Source organism: Rathayibacter sp. AY1D5 (assembly GCF_002932515.1).
Lineage (GTDB): Bacteria > Actinomycetota > Actinomycetes > Actinomycetales > Microbacteriaceae > Rathayibacter.
Window position 1 is genome coordinate 17418 of sequence record NZ_PSVU01000041.1, and the last position, 16840, is coordinate 34257.

Sequence of the window (16840 nt, forward strand, 5' to 3'; positions counted from 1 at the left end):
GGGTCCGCCGGGGCGGCGCGGCTCAGCTCCCGAGGAGGCGCTGGACGACCGCGAGGACGTCCTCGGCCTCGCCGCGCGACTGCGAGCCCGTGGGGAGCAGGGCGGAGTTGTAGTAGAGCCCGTCGCTCATCAGGACGATCGCCCGGGCGACGAGCGGGTCGCCCACGGCGTCGGCGACCACCTCGTTCCAGCTGTCGTGGATCCGCGCGAGGCCCCCGCTGGCGCGCTCGTCGTGCCCTTGCGCGATGCGCGACACGGCGAGGATCGTGCGGTCGAAGGCCGAGTCGGCGGCGAAGGAGGTGCGCAGCAGGTAGGCGACCACGCCCTCGGGAGCAGCGAGGCTCTGCGCGACGTCCGCCTCCCGCCGCGCGTCGAGGCGCTGCAGGAGCCCGTCGACGAGGGCGTCCTTCGAGGGGAAGTGGTAGAGCAGCCCGCCCTTGGAGACTCCGGCCTCGCGGGCGACGGCGTCGAGGGTCGCGGCGCGCTCGCCCTGCTCGATGAGGAGCTGCTCGAACGCGTCGAGGACGCGGTCGCGGGCGGGGGCAGGAGGCACGGCGACCATCCTACGGCGGATCAGTGGCGACTGTACCGGCTGGACGGTATACTCTCTCCGTTCTCCTCTGAAAGGTCGTCCCCGTGTCCGCGCGCACCGCTCCCGTCTCCACCCACGACACCGCCGGCGCCGCCGACCGGGTCGGGCGACGCGCCTGGGTGGCGCTCGCGGTGCTGATGCTCCCGGTGCTGCTGGTCTCGGTCGACAACACGGTGCTGAACTTCGCGCTCCCCTCGATCGCCGAGGATCTGGGGCCCTCCGGCACCGAGCTGCTGTGGATCGTCGACGCCTACCCGCTGGTGCTCGCGGGCCTGCTGGTGGCGATGGGCAGCCTCGGCGACAGGGTCGGGCGGCGGCGCCTCCTGCTGGTCGGCGCGGTCGGCTTCGCCGCCGTCTCGGTCGTGGCCGCGTTCGCTCCTACCGCCGCGGCGCTCATCGGCGCCCGCGCGGCACTGGGCTTCTTCGGCGCGATGCTGATGCCCTCGACGCTCTCGCTCCTGCGCAGCGTCTTCCCCGACCGCGACCAGCGCCGCCTCGCGATCGCGATCTGGGCGACCGGCTTCGCCGTGGGCTCGGGCATCGGCCCGCTGGTCGGCGGCGTGCTGCTCGAGCACTTCCCCTGGGGGTCGGTGTTCCTGCTCGCGGTGCCCGTGCTGCTCCCGCTGGTCGTCCTGGTGCCGATCCTGGTGCCGGAGTCGCGCGACCCGCAGCCCGGCCCGGTCGACGTGGTCAGCATCCTGCTGTCGCTGGCGACCATGGCGCCGGTCGTCTACGCGGTGAAGTCCTTCGCCGAGCACGGGATCGACGCGGTCGGCGTCGCGGCGCTCGTCGTGGGCGTCGTCTCGGGCGTTCTGTTCGTCCGCCGCCAGCAGCGCCGGGCCTCGCCGATGCTCGATCTCTCGCTCTTCCGCCGCGGCTCGTTCAGTGCGGCGATCGTGGTCAACCTCCTCAGCGTCACCGCGCTGGTCGGCGGGCTCTTCTTCCTCTCGCAGCACCTGCAGCTCGTGGTCGGGCTCTCGCCCCTGGAGGCGGGCCTCGTGCTCGTGCCGGGCCTCGCCGTGATGATCCTGGCCGGGCTCGGCGTGGTGCCGATCGCGCGCCGCGTCGCTCCGCGCCTCGTCGTCCCGGCCGGACTGCTGGTCTCGGCCGTCGGGTACATCCTGCTGGCCCTCGGCAGCGGGGCGCCCGGAGGAGCGTCCGCGCTCACCGTCGCCGTCGCCTTCGCGTTCCTCGGCCTGGGCATCGGTGCGGCCGAGACGGTGTCGAACGAGCTGATCCTGGCCAACGCGCCCGCCGACAAGGCCGGTGCGGCCTCCGCCGTCTCCGAGACCGCCTACGAGCTCGGTGCCGTCCTCGGCACTGCGACGCTCGGCACCGTCCTCACCGCCGTGTACCGCGGGGGAGTCGTGCTGCCCGAGGGCCTCGACGCCGCGCAGGCGCAGCGGGCCGGGGAGACCCTCGGCGGCGCCGTCTCGGTCGCCGGCGAGCTGCCCGCCGACTCCGCCGCGAGCCTCGTCGCGTCGGCGAGCGCGGCGTTCGACTCGGGCGTCGGCTGGTCGGCCTGGCTCGGCGTCGTCCTCGTGCTGGCCGCCGCCGCGGTCGGCGCCTGGCGCCTCCGCCGGAGCTGACGCTCCTCCTCTCCTCCCGAGGGAGGCCGCCCGGGACGCGCAGCGCCTCCCGGGCGGCCCTCGCCAGCCCGACGGGGGCGCGTGCCCCGGACCGCGGCGCGGGCGGGCCGCGAGTACGCTGGGGGGACTCCGACCCCGTACGCCTGAGGACCGCCATGCCCCGCACCGTGAAGCTCGCCGTCATCCCCGGAGACGGGATCGGGCCCGAGGTGACCGCCGAGGCCGTCAAGGTCCTCGACGCCGTCACCGCCGACTCCGACCTGGTGCTCGAGACGACCACCTTCTCGCTCGGCGCCGCCCGCTACCTCGAGACCGGCGACGTCCTCACCGACGAGGACCTCGCGGCGATCGCGGGGCACGACGCGATCCTCCTGGGCGCCGTCGGCGGAGCACCGGGCGACCCGCGCCTCCGGGACGCGAACATCGAGCGCGGGCTGCTCCTGCGGCTGCGCTTCGAGCTCGACCACTACGTCAACCTGCGGCCCACCCGTCTCTACGCGGGCGTCGCCTCGCCGCTCGCGGCTCCCGGCGAGGTCGACTTCGTGGTCGTCCGCGAGGGCACGGAGGGGCCCTACGTCGGCACCGGCGGCTCGATCCGGCAGGGCACCCCGCACGAGGTCGCCAACGAGGTGTCGGTCAACACCGCCTACGGCGTCGAGCGCGTCGTCCGCCACGCGTTCGAGCTCGCCCGCACGCGCCGCTCCCGGCTGACGCTCGTCCACAAGACGAACGTCCTCGTCTTCTCCGGCTCGCTCTGGAAGCGGATCGTCGACGAGGTGGGGGCCGCCTTCGAGGACGTGGCCGTCGACTACCTCCACGTGGACGCCGCCACGATCTTCCTCGTGACCGACCCTGCTAGGTTCGACGTCATCGTCACCGACAACCTCTTCGGCGACATCCTGACCGATCTGGCCGGCGCGATCAGCGGCGGCATCGGACTCGCGGCCTCGGGCAACATCAACCCCGACGGCGCGTTCCCCAGCATGTTCGAGCCGGTCCACGGATCCGCGCCCGACATCGCCGGACGGCAGCTCGCCGACCCGACCGCCGCGATCCTCTCGGCCGCGATGCTGCTGGACCACCTCGGCCGGAGCGACGAGGCCGCCCGCGTCACCGCGGCCGTGACCGCCGACATCGAGTCGCGCGACGGCACCCCGCGCTCCACGGCCGCGATCGGCGACTCCGTCGTCGCCCGCCTCCGCTGATCCCCCGCAGAAGGACACCACCACGATGAGCACCGACTCCGCCCCCGCCGACCTCGCCTTCGAGGTGACCGCCGCCCCCGCGCCCCGCTCCGCCGAGGAGCGCGCCCGGATCCTCGCGAACCCCGGCTTCGGCATGCACTTCACCGACCACATGGTCGGCCTCCGCTGGACCCGCACGGACGGCTGGCACAGCGCCCGCGTCGAGCCCTACGGCCCGCTCGCGCTCGACCCCGCCGCCGCCGTCCTGCACTACGCGCAGGAGATCTTCGAGGGGATGAAGGCCTACCGCCACGAGGACGGCTCCGTCTGGACCTTCCGCCCGGAGGCGAACGCGCGCCGCCTGCAGCGCTCGGCCCGCCGCCTCGCGCTGCCGGAGCTCCCGACGGACCTCTTCGTCGAGTCGCTGCGGCAGCTGATCGCGGTCGACGGCGACTGGGTCCCCTCGGAGCCGGAGACCAGCCTCTACCTGCGCCCGTTCATGTTCGCGCAGGAGGCGTTCCTCGGCGTGCGCGCGGCCGAGGACGTCGGCTACTACGTGATCGCCAGCCCCGCCGGCGCCTACTTCTCGGGCGGGGTCGCCCCTGTGTCGATCTGGCTCTCCACCTCCTACGCCCGGGCGGGCAAGGGCGGCACGGGAGCGGCGAAGACGGGTGGCAACTACGCCTCCTCCCTCCTCCCGCAGCAGGAGGCCTACAGCCACGGCTGCGCGCAGGTCCTCTTCCTCGACTCGCAGGAGTCGCAGTGGATCGAGGAGCTCGGCGGCATGAACGTGGTGCTGGTGAAGAAGGACGGCACGCTGGTCACCCCGGAATCGGACTCGATCCTCGAGGGCATCACGCGCGACAGCGTCCTGCAGCTCGCCGAGGACCGCGGCCACCGCGTCGAGCGGCGCCGCGTGAGCATCGACGAGTGGCGCGACGGAGTGGCCTCCGGCGATGTGGTCGAGGTGTTCGCCTGCGGGACCGCCGCCGTGATCACCCCGATCGCCGAGCTCAAGGGCGAGGGCTTCTCCGTCGGCCGCGAGGGCGCGCCCGCCGGGGAGCTCACGATGTCGCTCCGCGAGGAGCTGACCGGCATCCAGTACGGACGCCGCGAGGACACGCACGGATGGATGACGAGGCTGGACGCATGAAGATCGCACGATTCGCCACGCAGCGCGACGGGGACAACGGGGGAGCGATCCACTTCGGGATCGTGGACGAGGACGACCTGGTCGTGCTCGCCGGCGACCCGATGTTCGCCGGGTTCGGCACCACGGGGGAGCGCATCCCGATCGCGGAGGCGAAGCTCCTCGCGCCGGTGATCCCGCGCTCCAAGATCGTCGGCATCGGGAAGAACTACGCCGACCACGCGGCCGAGATGGGCGGCGACGCCCCGGCGGAGCCGCTGGTGTTCCTCAAGCCGAACACGTCGGTCATCGGCCCGGACGAGGCGATCGTCCTCCCCGAGGACAGCCAGCAGGTGGAGTTCGAGGGCGAGCTGGCGATCGTGATCGGCGCCGTGGCCCGCAACGTCCGCGCGGAGGACTACGAGGACGTGGTCTTCGGGTACACGATCGCCAACGACGTCACCGCACGCGACCTCCAGCGCTCCGACGGCCAGTGGGCGCGGGCGAAGGGCTACGACACCTTCTGCCCGCTCGGACCGGTCATCGAGACCGAGTTCGTCTGGAACGAGAGCGCGATCGAGACGCGCGTCAACGGGCGCGTGCAGCAGTCGGGCAGCACCGGCGACATGATCCACGGGGTGCCCGAGATCGTGGCCTACGTCTCGCGCATCTTCACGCTGCTCCCCGGGGACGTGATCCTCACCGGGACGCCCGCCGGCGTCGGGCCGATCGCGAACGGGGACACCGTCGCGGTGGACGTCGAGGGCATCGGCACGCTGTTCAACCCGGTGGTCGTCCGGCGCTGAGCCCGGGCCCTCCTCCGCGGAGGGACGAGCGCCTCCGGCCCGCAAGGATCCTCGGATCCGGCGGGCCGGACGCGTCCGAGCGGGACGTCAGTCGGCGCTCGCCGGGTCGCTGCCGACCGCGCCCTCGGTCTCGTCCGGCAGGTCGGCGTCGCCGGAGACGGTGTCCCCTCCGCTGTCGCCGTCGGTCACGGCGTCCGTGACCCCGCGGTCGATCGCGGTGCCCCCGGGAGCGGCCCCCGCCGCGGAGGCGTCGGCCGCGTCCTCGCCGGGCAGCACCGTCTGCGCGCCGCCGGTGTTAGGGGCGGCGTCGCCGCCGGATCCGGGAAGGTCCTCCTTCACGTTCTGGTCGGCCATGTCGGCTCCTCTCGTCGGGGCTCCAGCCCAGCACGCGACGGGCCCCTCCGCAGGACGTTGACAGCGCGGAGGCGAGGGGGCAGAGGCGGGCCGTGAGGCCGGGCGACGCGCCTTCACCGTGCTCCCCGGCGCTGTCAAGCGGACTGCCTCCGGGGCCGTCTGGTCATAGCGTCGAGCTATGAACTCCTCCCGCACCGACTCCGTCAGCCGCATCGCCCGGGCGGACTTCGGCTGGTCGTCGCTGCTCCCCGGTCAGCGCGAGGCGATCGAGTCGGCGGCCTCCGGGCGCGACACGCTGCTGGTGCTGGCGACGGGCGGCGGCAAGTCCGCGGTCTACCAGATCGCCGGAGCCGAGCGCGGCGGCGTCGTCCTGGTCGTCTCCCCGCTCGTCGCCCTGCAGGCCGACCAGCTCGCCGCGATCGAGGCGGCTCCGGCGGCCCCGCCCGCCGTCGCGATCAACTCCTCCCAGGGCGCCGCGGCCGTCGCCCGCGCCTGGGACCGGATCGACGAGGGCGGCCCGCTCTACGTGCTCCTGGCGCCCGAGCAGCTCGCCAAGCCCGAGAACGTGGCGCGCCTGGCGGCCGCGGGAGTGTCGCTCCTGGTCGTCGACGAGGCGCACTGCGTCTCCTCCTGGGGCCACGACTTCCGCCCCGACTACCTCCGCCTGGCCGATGTGCGCGGCGAGCTCGGCGACCCGCCGGTGCTCGCGATGACCGCCACCGCCTCCGGGCCGGTGCGCGACGAGATCATCGAGCGCCTCCGGATGACCGACCCCGAGATCCAGGTGCACGGCGTCGACCGTCCGGAGATCCGGCTGGTGGTGCACCGCCACGAGAGCGAGAACGAGAAGCGCGCCGCCGTGGTCGAGGAGGCCCGCAGCTGGACGGCTCCGGGCCTGGTCTACGTCGCCACCCGCAAGGAGACGGAGGCCTACGCCGCCGACATCGCGGCGGAGGGGCGCCGGGTCGCGGCGTACCACGCCGGACTCAAGGTGTCCGAGCGCAAGGTCGTGCACGAGCAGTGGCGCGCCGGCGAGCTCGACGTCGTCGTCGCGACCTCGGCCTTCGGGATGGGCATCGACCGGGCCGACGTCCGCTTCGTGCTGCACGCGACGACCACCGAGTCGCTCGACGCGTACTACCAGGAGATCGGCCGCGCGGGCCGCGACGGCGAGCCGGCGACGGGCGCGCTGCACTACCGCGCCGAGGACCTCGGTCTCCGCCGCTTCTTCGCCAAGCGCTCGGTCGACAAGGCCGCGCTGCGCGTGATCTGGGCGGCCGTCTCGGAGCAGCCGGGGCTCGACTCCGCGGCTCTCGCGAAGGAGCTGGGGAAGCCGGCCCGCACGATCGCCCGGATCGTCAACGATCTCGCGGACGCGGGGCTGGTGGAGACCGGGTCCGGTCTGCGCGCCACGCGCGAGGCCTCGGGCGACGAGGCCGTGCACGTGGTGAAGGAGGCTCTGGCCTCCCGCGAGCGGATCGCGGAGTCGCGCCTGTCGATGATGCGCGCCTACGCGGAGACCAGCCAGTGCCGCCGCCGAGTCCTGCTGGACTACTTCGGCGTGGAGTCGGCCGAGTGGTGCGGCAACTGCGACGGCTGCGAGCGGCACGAGGCGAGCGGCGAGACAGTCGAGGCGCCCGTGGACGCCCCTCTGAGCGTCGACGAGTCGGTGGAGCACCGCGAGTGGGGCGCCGGCACCGTGATGAGCGTGGAGGCCGACCGGGCGACGATCTTCTTCGAGTCCGAGGGCTACAAGGTGCTGTCTTTCCAGGCGCTCGAGTCAGGCGTCCTGCGCGAGCGCGAGCACGCCTCCGCCTGACCCCGGCTCTCCGCGCCGGCCGATCGCCGCTCGCGGGACGCCGCTCCGGTGCGGCAGGCACGGCGTGCCGTGCACCGGAGCGGCGTCCCGCGGAGGGGGTCAGACCTTCGAGACGGCCGAGCTCACGTCGGTGGGCTTCTCGTAGTCGCCGTCCGGGATCGCACGGAGGGCCTCGAGGACGTCGCCGTCCGCGCCCTCCTTCTCCGCGGTCTCGACGATCGTGTCCTTCGAGGCGGGGTAGTCGATGCCCGAGAGGTACTTCTGGATCTGGATCGGGTTGGGTGCGTCCATCGTGCTGTCCTTTCGTCGCCTTGCTGAGTGTTACGAGTGCTCTTCGGCGAAGAGCCGGTCGAAGGCGTCGACGCGCCGGTCGGTGACCGTCGTGGGCGTCTCGAGGTGCACGGCGCCGCTGGGCACGAGGCCCGCGCCGCCGAAGCGCTCCATGACGCGCCACTGCGCGGCGACGTCCTCACCGCTGTGCTCCGGGGGCAGCTGCTCCCAGAAGTCGAAGCCGCCGACGGCCAGGAGGGCGTCGCGGCAGTAGAGGACGCACGCGCCCAGCCAGGCGACCCGGTACGCGCGCCAGGCGCCCTCCGGGACGTCGAGGCGGGCGGCGACGTGCGTGAGATTGGCCGCGTTGTGCAGCGGCCAGCGCTCGAACTCCGGGGTTCCGCGCCGCACCCGCTCGGGCTCCACGCGCTCCTCCCAGGTCTCGAACGACTCGGTCTCGTGCGGGCGCACGTCCTCGAGGTAGGACAGGCCCTGCACCGCGGAGCCGACGAAGCCGCAGTCGAGGCGCTCGAGGGCCTCGTGCAGCCGCGAGAGCGTGCCCGGCTCGAGCCATACGTCGTCGTCGAGGAAGAGGACGGCCGGGGCGGTGGCGAGGGAGAGGAGGTAGTGCCTCTGCTCCGCGAGCCCGCGCCGGGGCAGGTGCCGGCGCACCACCGGAGCCCGGCCCTGCGCCTCCAGCACGCGCAGCATCGCGAGGATCGTCGGGTCGCTCTCGGCGACCGCGTCGTCGGACTGGTCGCTGACGATCACGCGGAAGGGCGGGTCGTCCTGGGCGGCGAGTCCGGCGAGCGTGGCGGCGAGCTCGGCACGGCGGCCGACCGTCGGCACCAGCACGTCGATCAGCGGCTGCCGGGGAGCCTCGGGGACCCCCCAGCGCCCGGACCACCGGCGGCTGGTCACGGCGCGGCCGATCGGATGCGCTGGACCATCTCGGTCGTGGAGTGCTCCGAGACGTAGCCGACCGTGGTGACGACGCCCCCGTAGGAGCGGACGACGGCCGCCTCCGCGAGCATGTCGGGGTTGTAGTCCCCGCCCTTCACGTAGACGTCGGGCTGCACGCGCTCGAGCAGCGGGATGGGGGTGTCTCCGCCGAAGAGCGTCACGTAGTCGACGCAGCCCAGCTCGGCGATCACGCCCGCGCGGTCGCCCTCCGGGTTGATCGGCCGTCCCTCGCCCTTCAGCCGCCGGACGGAGTCGTCGTCGTTCACCGCGACCACGAGCACGTCGCCGAGCTCGCGGGCCTGGCGGAGATACGCCGTGTGGCCGCGGTGCAGGACGTCGAAGCAGCCGTTGGTGAAGACCACGCGGCGACCGCGGCGCGCCTGCTCCGCGAGGACCTCGACGAGGGCGTCCTCGCCGAGCACGACGGCGCCGGGAGCGGCGAGGGAGGCGAGCAGGTCGTCGCCCGAGCAGACGGAGGTGCCGGGGCGCTGCACGACCACGTCGGCGGCGGCCTGCGCCAGATCGACGGCGGTGGCCAGGGAGCGGCCGGCGGCGAGGGCGAGGGTGGCGGTCGCGGCGAAGGTGTCGCCGGCGCCGGACGCCTGCTTCTCCTCCGCGGGCTGAGCGAAGGTGCGGCTGACCGTGCCGTCGGCGTCGAGGGCGGTGGAGCCGTCCCGGTCGAGGGTGACCACGACGTGCCGGGCGCCCGAGCGGGCGCGCAGGTCGTCCGCCGCGTCGCGCACGGCGGCGGCCCGCTCCGTCCCGCGCCCGAGGGAGCCGCCGAGCAGCCGCTCCGCCTCCTTGGCGTTCGGGGTGACGAGGTCCGGCCGGGCGAAGGCCCAGTCGGCGAGCTCGTGCGCGTCGATCACGAGGAGGCCGGGGCGCCCGACGGCGAGCAGGCGTTCGACGGCCTCGCGGAGGATCCCCGAGCCGTAGTCGCAGACCAGGACGGCGTCGGCGCCCGCGGCGGCCTCGGCGGCGGCACCGGCGAGCAGGGCCAGCTCGTCGTCGGCCGGGTGGTGCGGGCCGGAGTCGACGCGCAGCATCACGCTGTCGCCGCCGACCACGCGGGTCTTGATCGTCGTCGCAGCGCCGGTGCGGACGACCCGGGAGGTGTCCAGGCCGGCCCGCTCGAGGGCGCGCACGAGCCGGTCGCCCTCGGAGTCGCGTCCGGCCACGCCGACCGTGCGGACGACGGCGCCCAGCGCGCGCAGGTTGGCGGCGGTGTTGGCGGCCCCGCCCGCGACGTCGACGACGTCCTCGAGCCGCAGGACCGGCGCGGGCGCCTCCCGCGTGACGCGCTCCGCCTCGCCGAGCCACCAGGAGTCGAGGATGAGGTCCCCGATCACGGCGACGACCGGCGGGCGCTCGTGGACGTGCGCCAGGAGGGCGCTCGCCCGCTGGAGCGCCGAGCCCTCGAGGCTCATCGCGCGCCTCCCGGCAGAACGGGCAGGCCGAAGTGCACGACCGTGGTCGTGGTCATCTCGTCGAGCAGCTCCGGGCCGTAGCCGAAGCCGGAGCCGGACGCTCCGCGGGGCTGGGCGCTGCCGCCCGGGGCTCCTCCGAAGACGCCGTTGACCTTGACGGTGCCCACCGGCAGCGTCGCCGCGGCCCGATGGGCGTGCTCCATGTCGGCGGTGAGGATCGAGGCGGCCAGACCGTAGGGGCTCGCGGCGGCCAGGTCCAGGCCCTCGTCGAAGGAGTCGACGACGCGGATCGGCGCGACGGGCCCGAAGGTCTCCTCCGTCATCACCAGCATCGACTCGGTGCAGTCGGCCAGGACGGTCGCGGGGTAGAAGGTGCCGTCCCCGGGAGTGCCGCCGGTGAGGGCGCGCGCGCCGCTGCCGAGCGCCTCCGTGACGTGCTCGTGGACGGCGTCGCGCATGCGGGCGTCGACGAGGCGGGGGAGCGGGCCCGCGCTCCAGCGGTCGGCCTCGGCGACCAGCGCCGCCGTGAACGCCTCGGCGATGTCGCGGTGCACGTAGATCCGCTCGACGGAGGTGCAGATCTGGCCGGCGTTGGCGAAGGCGCCCAGCGCGGCCTGCTCGGCGGCCCAGACCGGGTCGACGTCGCGGTCGACGACGAGCGCGTCGTTGCCGCCGTTCTCGAGGATCACGTGCCTGCCGGTGAGGGCGGCGACCCGGGCGAGCGCGCGGCCGGTGGCGGTCGAGCCGACGTGGGCGAGGACGTCGACGCCCTCGGTGCGCGCCAGCTCGTCGCCGACCGCCCCGTCGCCCTCGACCAGGGTCAGCACGCCCTCGGGCAGCGCCTCGGCGAGGATGCTCGTGAAGAGGGCGCCCGTGCCCGGACTGCGCTCGCTCGGCTTGTGCACGACGACGTCACCGGAGACGATCGCGGCGCCCAGGAGGCCCGCAGCGACGGCGACCGGGTCGTTCCACGGAGTGAGGGCGAGCACGACACCGCGCGGGTGCGGCAGGGCCAGATCGACGTTGAGAGCCCCTCCGCGCAGGCTCCTCCCGCGGTGCAGCGGGCCGAGCTCGGCGTACTGGAGCAGCGTGTCGACACCGGCGCGCACGCCGCCCAGCGCGTCGCCGGCGGGCTTGCCCGTCTCCTGCGTGTTGAGGTCGGCGAGCTCCTGCTCGCGCTCGGCCACGCGGTGGGCGGCGGCACGGAGCAGGGCGCCGCGCTCGGCGGGCGCGGTGGCGGCCCACGCGGGGAACGCGGTCCGCGCGCGGCGGACGGCGTCGGCGGCGGTCGTGGCGGGGGTCGTGATGTCGATGGTCACGGTCACCTCTCGGTCGGGGGCGCCCGCGGAGTGGCGGACGCATCTGTCCGGTACCCGGGTGGTGCGCGCCTAGACACGCCGCCTCGGGAATCCACCCCCGGATCGGCGACGGGCTCGCCCCCGATCCGGTTTCGGATCGGTCCCGGCGGGGAAGTGGAGGAGTGCACCGTCCCCGGAGCGGCGCCCGCGCGCCCTCCGCACCTGAGAGGAACCCGTCGTGGTCGCCATCGCCCCCCTCCGAGAGCCCTTCGCCGGAGTCGAGAGGATCGCCGTCCTGCGCGGCGGCGGACTCGGCGACCTGCTGTTCGCGCTGCCCGCCGTCGACGCCCTCGCGGCCGCCTACCCGGGAGCCGAGATCACCCTGCTCGGGACGCCCGCGCACCGGGTCCTGCTGACGGGCGTCGAGTCGCCGATCGCCGACGTCGAGATCCTGCCGGTGGCGCAGGGCGTCCGCGACGGAGAGGGGGAGGACCCCCGGGTCGTCGAGGACTTCACCGAGCGGATGCGCGCGCGCCGCTTCGACCTGGCCGTGCAGCTGCACGGCGGCGGGCGCTACTCCAACCCGTTCCTCCAGCGCCTCGGCGCGCGCCACACGATCGGGTCGCGCACCGACGACGCCGCGGAGCTCGAGCGCACGATCCCCTACGTCTACTACCAGCACGAGATGCTGCGGGCGCTCGAGATCGTCGGGCTGGCCGGAGCGCCCGCGACCCGCCTCGAGCCGGCGCTCGCCGTGGATCCGGAGCGGCGGGACCGCCTCGCCGCCGCGCTGCCCGCGGGCGGCCCGCTGGTGCTGATCCACCCCGGCGCGACCGATCCCCGCCGCCGCTGGCCCGCCGCCTCCTTCGCCGCCGTGGCGACGGAGCTGCTGGCGGACGGCGCGCGCGTGCTGGTGGTGGGCGACGCCTCGGACGTGCCCGCCGCCGACGAGATCGTCGCCGGAGCGCCGGGAGCGGTCTCCTGGGCGGGCGTCGTGGACCTCCCGGACCTCGCTCCGCTGCTCTCGCTCGCCGACCTCGTGCTCGGCAACGACTCCGGACCACGCCATCTCGCCGCCGCGGTCGGCGCTCCGACGGTCGGGGTCTTCTGGGTGGGCAACGCGATCAACGCCGCGGCCCTCGGGCGGCAGCGCCATCGGGTGCAGCTGAGCTGGACCACGCACTGCCCGGTCTGCGGGCGCGACGCCACGCAGGTCGGCTGGACCGCTCCGCGCTGCGAGCACGACGTCACGTTCGTCGGCGATGTGCGCGTCGAGGCGGTGCTCGAGGACGTCCGCGGGGTGCTCGCCTCCACCCGCTGAACCGCGAGACGCCACCTCGGTACGCGACGCGCCGGGGCGTGCGGACCGAGGCGGCGTCTCGCGGAGGGGGATCCGGGGCGCGCCCGGATCAGCGGATCACGGCCAGGACGGCTCCTCCTCGTGCGTGATGACGAGCTCGCGGACCTCGCAGCCGCGCGGCTGGCCGAGGACGAACATGACGGCGTTCGCCACGTTCTCCGGATCGTTCAGCAGCGCGTCCGGACCCGGCTTGTACTGCTCGTCGCGGTCGTCGAAGAAGCGCGTCTTCATGCCCGACGGGATCAGCGTGGTCACGCCGATCTCGCCCTTGGTCTCGGCCGCGAGCGCGCGGGTGAAGCCGAGCACGCCGAACTTCGAGGCGCAGTACGCGGTCGCGTCCGAGACGGCCTTGATCGCGAGCGAGGAGGCGACGGTGACGACGCGGCCGTGGGTCTCGGTGAGGAAGGGCAGGGCCGCCCGGACGACGGCCGCGGTGCCGAGGAGGTTGACGGAGATGACGCGCTCCCACTCCTCCGGCTCCACGTCCACGAGGCGGCCGCAGCGGTCGATGCCGGCCGCGGTCACGACGGCGTCGAGCCCGCCGTGCTCGCGGGCGATCTCGACGACCGCCTTCTCGGCCTCGCGGGTCTTCGCGACGTCGACCTGGTAGGCGGCGACGCCCTCCTTCACCGACGAGACGTCGCGGTCGAGCACGATCGGGGTGCCGCCGGCGGCGGCGACCGCGGCGGCGACGGCCGCACCGAGCCCGGAGGCTCCTCCGGTGATCAGGACGCGGCCGATGGGGGTGGGAGTGGTGCTCATGGTTTCCTTCCGGGGGTGGTCTGCGGGCCTCGTGGGCCGCGGGTCAGCCGACGCGCGCGAGCGCGGCGGCGAGATGGGTGGTCGAGCGGCCCGGGTGGTACGGCACGGTCAGGACCCGGCCGCCCCACTTCGCCACCGTCGCCGTCTCGGGGAGGGACTCGGCGGAGTAGTCGCCGCCCTTCACCCAGACGTCGGGGCGGATGCGGCGCAGCGCCTCGTCCGGCGTGTCCTCGCCGAAGACCAGCACGGCGTCGACGCACTCGAGCGCGAGCAGCAGGTCGACGCGGTCGTCCTCGGGGATGATCGGCCGTGCCGCGCCCTTGAGGCGCCGGACGGAGTCGTCCGAGTTGAGGCAGACGATCAGGCAGTCGCCGAGAGCGCGTGCTGCGGAGAGGGTGCGGGCGTGGCCGGCGTGGAGCAGGTCGAAGCAGCCGCCCGTCGCGACCACCGTTCCTCCTGCCGCGCGGACGGACTCGGCGACGCGCAGGGCGTCCACCCCGCCGCCGTGGAGGGGTGCGGGGTCGGCGGGAGCGGACAGTGAGGCGACCCCTCCCGCGAGGAGGTAGGCGCCGGCCGCGGCGACCGCCGCCTGCACCGCCTCCGAGGTGCTCGCGCCCTCGGCGAGGGCGACCGCGGCGGAGGCGGCGAACCGGTCGCCCGCGCCGCACGGGTCGGTGGGCGGCACGGCGACGGCCGGTGCGACGACCGGGACGCCGGCGCCGCGGGAGCGCAGCAGGGCGCCGGAGGATCCCATCGTCACGGTGACCGCACCGCAGCCCCAGCGCTCGAGGAGGGTGGTCGCGGCGGACTCGGCGCGCGTCACTCCGCGGCCGACGGCTCCCGAGAAGGCGGTGGCCTCGGCCAGGTTCGGGGTGGCGAGGGAGGTGGCGGCGACCGGCTGCGAGCCCCGCGGGTGCGGATCCCACACCAGCGGCACGGTGAGCGCGTCGAGCGCCGTGCGGAGCGACGGCTCCTCGGTCAGGCGGCGGCCGTAGTCGGCGACGATCACGGCGTCGGCGTCGGCGAGGGCGGCGAGCATCGCGTCGGTGACGCCGGGGACGGGCGGCGTCTCGCAGCCGCGGTCGATCCGCACGACGGCCTGGCCGGAGGCGGCGACGCGGGTCTTCACCGGCGTCGGCGCTCCCGAGGGCCCGGCGACCAGGCGGACGCCGGACAGCTCGGCGCGCAGCTCCGCCACGTCCGGATCCGAGTCCTCGGCGAGCGCGGTCACCAGCGTCACCTCGTGCCCGTCGCGGGCGAGCATCCGGGCGACCAGCCCGGCACCGCCGGCGCGGGCGCTGCGGGCCGACACGTCGACCACGGGGACGGGGGCGTCCGGGCTGAGCCGCTCGGCGGGTCCGGAGAGGTCGACGTCGAGCATCACGTCGCCGACGACGACGAGGCGCAGGCGGCTCACGAGGCGGCCGCCGTCCGCGCGCGGATCCGGTGCTCGAAGGCCCGGCAGAGCGCGTGCACGAGCACCAGCTGCGCCTCCTGCACGTTGGAGCCGTGGCCCTCGAGGGCGATCGCCTCGTCGCAGAGCTCGGTGAGCGGGTTCGGCCCCTCGCCGGTCAGCGCCCACGACCGGGCGCCCGCCGCACGGGCGGCCTCCGCGGCGTGGAGGAGGTTCGCGCTGCGTCCGCTGGTGGAGAGCAGGACCACGACGTCGCCCGCCCGGGCGTGCGCGGTGACCTGGCGCGAGAACACGTGGTCGAAGCCGTAGTCGTTGCCGATCGCGGTCAGGCTCGACGTCTCGGCGTGCAGCGAGATGGCGGAGAAGGGGACGCGGTCGCCGTCGAAGCGGCCGACGAGCTCGGCGGTGAGGTGCTGCGCCTCCGCCGCGGAGCCGCCGTTGCCCGCGGCGAGCAGGCGCGCGCCGGAGTGCAGGCGGTCGGCGAGCTCGACGCCCCAGGCGGCGATCCTGTCGGAGTGGCGCTCCAGCTGCGCGACCGCGTCGAGCGCGCGCGCCACGTGGTCGTCGACGAGGCGCCGGGCGGCGTCGGCCGGGGTGTCCAGAACGGTGTCGATGGTCGCGGTGTCGATGGTCATCGTCGCGGAGCCGCCTTCCGGGTGGTGGGGGATGAGGGTGCGCTCGTGGCGCCGGTGAGGAGCGACTCGTCGCCGAGGCCGGCGAGCGTCGTGACGTAGGCGCGCTCGGTGTCGGCGGCGACGCGGTCCCAGGAGTAGCGGGACTCGACGCGCTCGCGGCCGGCGGCCCCGTAGGCGCGGGCGCGGTCGGGGTCCTCCAGCAGCGAGCCGAGGGCGGCGGCCAGGGCGACCGGATCGCGCGGAGGCACGTGGACCCCGGTGACGTCCTCGACCACGGTGTCGATCAGGCCGCCCACGGAGGAGGCGACGACCGGCACGCCGCAGGCCATCGCCTCGAGCGGAGTGATGCCGAACGGCTCGTACCAGGGCGCGCAGACCACGACGTCGGCCGAGCGGAGCATCGCGGGCATCTCGGTCTGCGAGAGCTGGCCGACGAAGTCGACACGGTCCGCGACGCCGAGGCTCTCGGCCACGCCGTGCAGCCGCTGGTACTCGGGGTCCGCCGTCAGCGCGTCGCCGGAGCCGGAGCCCCCGACCACGACGAGCTCGGCGTCGTGGCCGGCCGCGACCAGGTGCGCGAGCGCCTCGATCGCGATGCCCATGCCCTTGCGCGGCACCAGGCGTCCGATGGTCATGAGCCGCGAGCGCTCTCTGCGGGGCGCGACCGGGCCCTCGACCGAGAACCGGTCGATGTCGACTCCGCAGGGCACCACCGAGATGCGCGAGGTCGGCACGCCGAGCCCCTTGAGCTCGAAGGCCTCGTCCGAGCAGGTGGCGACGACGCCGTCGGCCTTCTGGCCCACTCCGGGCTCGAGCCAGGCGCGCTCCTCGGGGCTGGTGTCGAGCGCGCCCTGCTGGCGGCGCTTGACCACGCCCAGCGCGTGGAAGGTGTGGAGGACGGGCACGCGCCGACCCGTGGCTCGCTCCACCCGCTCGGAGGCGTCGAGCGCGGCGACCCCGGACATCCAGAAGTGGCTGTGCACGAGGTCCGGCCGCTCCTGCAGCCACTCCTCGGCGAGGTCGACGGCGAAGTCGCCCATGAAGGGCAGCAGCTCGTCCTTGGACACCCGGCGCGGCGGCCCGGCGTCGATGTGCACGACCTCGACTCCCGAGGTGAAGGGCACGCGCCGGGGCAGGGAGGGGTCGTCGCGGCGGGTGTAGACGACCACGCGGTGGCCGCGGCGCGCGAGGGCGTCGGCGAGCGCCGCCACGTGGACGTTCTGGCCGCCGGCGTCGAC

16 protein-coding genes are annotated in these 16840 nt (G+C 74.8%); 6 read left to right on the forward strand and 10 right to left on the reverse strand.

Going from position 1 to position 16840, the window contains the following annotated elements:
• Nucleotides 1-22: 22 nt before the first annotated feature.
• Nucleotides 23-562 (reverse strand): TetR/AcrR family transcriptional regulator, encoded by a 540-nt coding sequence (locus tag C5C82_RS12545; protein WP_208543367.1) that lies wholly within the window; start codon nucleotides 560-562, stop codon nucleotides 23-25.
• A gap of 74 nt (nucleotides 563-636) precedes the next feature.
• On the opposite strand from C5C82_RS12545, the gene C5C82_RS12550 reads away from it, so the two are divergent.
• From C5C82_RS12550 to C5C82_RS12565, 4 genes are all read left to right on the forward strand, one after another.
• A complete protein-coding gene (locus C5C82_RS12550) occupies nucleotides 637-2181 on the forward strand; it encodes an MFS transporter (protein WP_258059394.1) in 1545 nt (514 codons plus the stop codon).
• A 155-nt stretch (nucleotides 2182-2336) separates the two neighbouring features.
• Nucleotides 2337-3386 carry a 3-isopropylmalate dehydrogenase gene (locus C5C82_RS12555; protein WP_104257252.1) on the forward strand — a complete coding sequence of 350 codons (1050 nt, stop codon included), beginning with the start codon at nucleotides 2337-2339 and terminating at the stop codon, nucleotides 3384-3386.
• 25 nt (nucleotides 3387-3411) lie between these two features.
• Nucleotides 3412-4518 carry a branched-chain amino acid aminotransferase gene (locus C5C82_RS12560; RefSeq protein ID WP_104226252.1) on the forward strand — a complete coding sequence of 369 codons (1107 nt, stop codon included), beginning with the start codon at nucleotides 3412-3414 and terminating at the stop codon, nucleotides 4516-4518.
• Nucleotides 4515-5300, forward strand: coding sequence for a fumarylacetoacetate hydrolase family protein (locus tag C5C82_RS12565; protein WP_104295182.1), 786 nt, complete (start codon nucleotides 4515-4517; stop codon nucleotides 5298-5300). The genes C5C82_RS12560 and C5C82_RS12565 overlap by 4 nt, the downstream gene beginning before the upstream one ends.
• Nucleotides 5301-5387: 87 nt before the next feature.
• Here the strand turns inward: C5C82_RS12565 and C5C82_RS12570 are convergent, their stop codons facing one another.
• The gene (locus tag C5C82_RS12570; protein ID WP_104295181.1) at nucleotides 5388-5654 is read right to left on the reverse strand and encodes a hypothetical protein; all 267 of its coding nucleotides are present in this window, start codon (nucleotides 5652-5654) and stop codon (nucleotides 5388-5390) included.
• 178 nt (nucleotides 5655-5832) lie between these two features.
• On the opposite strand from C5C82_RS12570, the gene C5C82_RS12575 reads away from it, so the two are divergent.
• The gene (locus tag C5C82_RS12575) at nucleotides 5833-7473 is read left to right on the forward strand and encodes a RecQ family ATP-dependent DNA helicase (RefSeq protein WP_104295180.1); all 1641 of its coding nucleotides are present in this window, start codon (nucleotides 5833-5835) and stop codon (nucleotides 7471-7473) included.
• Nucleotides 7474-7572: 99 nt separating this feature from the next.
• On the opposite strand, the gene C5C82_RS12580 is transcribed toward C5C82_RS12575, so the two are convergent.
• The 4 genes from C5C82_RS12580 to C5C82_RS12595 are packed head-to-tail and all read right to left on the reverse strand — an operon-like array spanning nucleotide 7573 to nucleotide 11452.
• A complete protein-coding gene (locus C5C82_RS12580) occupies nucleotides 7573-7764 on the reverse strand; it encodes a DUF2795 domain-containing protein (protein WP_104223528.1) in 192 nt (63 codons plus the stop codon).
• A 30-nt stretch (nucleotides 7765-7794) separates the two neighbouring features.
• On the reverse strand, nucleotides 7795-8664 hold the full coding sequence (locus C5C82_RS12585; RefSeq protein WP_219812573.1) for a glycosyltransferase family A protein: 870 nt from the start codon (nucleotides 8662-8664) through the stop codon (nucleotides 7795-7797).
• Complete coding sequence (gene rfaE2 / locus C5C82_RS12590; RefSeq protein WP_104233226.1) at nucleotides 8661-10133, reverse strand: D-glycero-beta-D-manno-heptose 1-phosphate adenylyltransferase; 1473 nt, start codon at nucleotides 10131-10133, stop codon at nucleotides 8661-8663. Before rfaE2 ends, C5C82_RS12585 begins: the two co-directional genes overlap by 4 nt.
• Nucleotides 10130-11452 (reverse strand): aldehyde dehydrogenase, encoded by a 1323-nt coding sequence (locus C5C82_RS12595; protein WP_258062856.1) that lies wholly within the window; start codon nucleotides 11450-11452, stop codon nucleotides 10130-10132. The genes rfaE2 and C5C82_RS12595 overlap by 4 nt, the downstream gene beginning before the upstream one ends.
• Before the next feature lie 217 nt (nucleotides 11453-11669).
• On the opposite strand from C5C82_RS12595, the gene C5C82_RS12600 reads away from it, so the two are divergent.
• The gene (locus C5C82_RS12600; protein ID WP_104233228.1) at nucleotides 11670-12752 is read left to right on the forward strand and encodes a glycosyltransferase family 9 protein; all 1083 of its coding nucleotides are present in this window, start codon (nucleotides 11670-11672) and stop codon (nucleotides 12750-12752) included.
• Between the two features lie 96 nt (nucleotides 12753-12848).
• Here the strand turns inward: C5C82_RS12600 and C5C82_RS12605 are convergent, their stop codons facing one another.
• From C5C82_RS12605 to C5C82_RS12620, 4 genes are all read right to left on the reverse strand, one after another.
• Entirely contained in the window at nucleotides 12849-13553 is a 705-nt protein-coding gene (locus C5C82_RS12605; RefSeq protein WP_104233229.1) for an SDR family oxidoreductase, read from the reverse strand.
• A gap of 43 nt (nucleotides 13554-13596) precedes the next feature.
• Nucleotides 13597-14961, reverse strand: a complete 1365-nt coding sequence (locus tag C5C82_RS12610) for a PfkB family carbohydrate kinase (RefSeq protein ID WP_104233300.1) — start codon at nucleotides 14959-14961, stop codon at nucleotides 13597-13599.
• Between the two features lie 5 nt (nucleotides 14962-14966).
• Entirely contained in the window at nucleotides 14967-15602 is a 636-nt protein-coding gene (locus C5C82_RS12615) for an SIS domain-containing protein (RefSeq protein WP_104223523.1), read from the reverse strand.
• Nucleotides 15599-16840: glycosyltransferase (locus tag C5C82_RS12620; RefSeq protein ID WP_104355172.1), on the reverse strand; the 1242-nt coding region annotated here is incomplete at its 5' end. The genes C5C82_RS12620 and C5C82_RS12615, both read right to left, overlap by 4 nt.

Bases quoted from the DNA above. Each gene is read 5' to 3' on its own strand.
- C5C82_RS12570 (WP_104295181.1), bottom strand. From the start codon at position 5,654: ATGGCCGACCAGAACGTGAAGGAGGACCTTCCCGGATCCGGCGGCGAC.
- C5C82_RS12565 (WP_104295182.1), top strand. From the start codon at position 4,515: ATGAAGATCGCACGATTCGCCACGCAGCGCGACGGGGACAACGGGGGA.
- C5C82_RS12575 (WP_104295180.1), top strand. From the start codon at position 5,833: ATGAACTCCTCCCGCACCGACTCCGTCAGCCGCATCGCCCGGGCGGAC.
- rfaE2 (WP_104233226.1), bottom strand. From the start codon at position 10,133: ATGAGCCTCGAGGGCTCGGCGCTCCAGCGGGCGAGCGCCCTCCTGGCG.
- C5C82_RS12555 (WP_104257252.1), top strand. From the start codon at position 2,337: ATGCCCCGCACCGTGAAGCTCGCCGTCATCCCCGGAGACGGGATCGGG.
- C5C82_RS12605 (WP_104233229.1), bottom strand. From the start codon at position 13,553: ATGAGCACCACTCCCACCCCCATCGGCCGCGTCCTGATCACCGGAGGA.
- C5C82_RS12560 (WP_104226252.1), top strand. From the start codon at position 3,412: ATGAGCACCGACTCCGCCCCCGCCGACCTCGCCTTCGAGGTGACCGCC.
- C5C82_RS12615 (WP_104223523.1), bottom strand. From the start codon at position 15,602: ATGACCATCGACACCGCGACCATCGACACCGTTCTGGACACCCCGGCC.
- C5C82_RS12545 (WP_208543367.1), bottom strand. From the start codon at position 562: ATGGTCGCCGTGCCTCCTGCCCCCGCCCGCGACCGCGTCCTCGACGCG.
- C5C82_RS12580 (WP_104223528.1), bottom strand. From the start codon at position 7,764: ATGGACGCACCCAACCCGATCCAGATCCAGAAGTACCTCTCGGGCATC.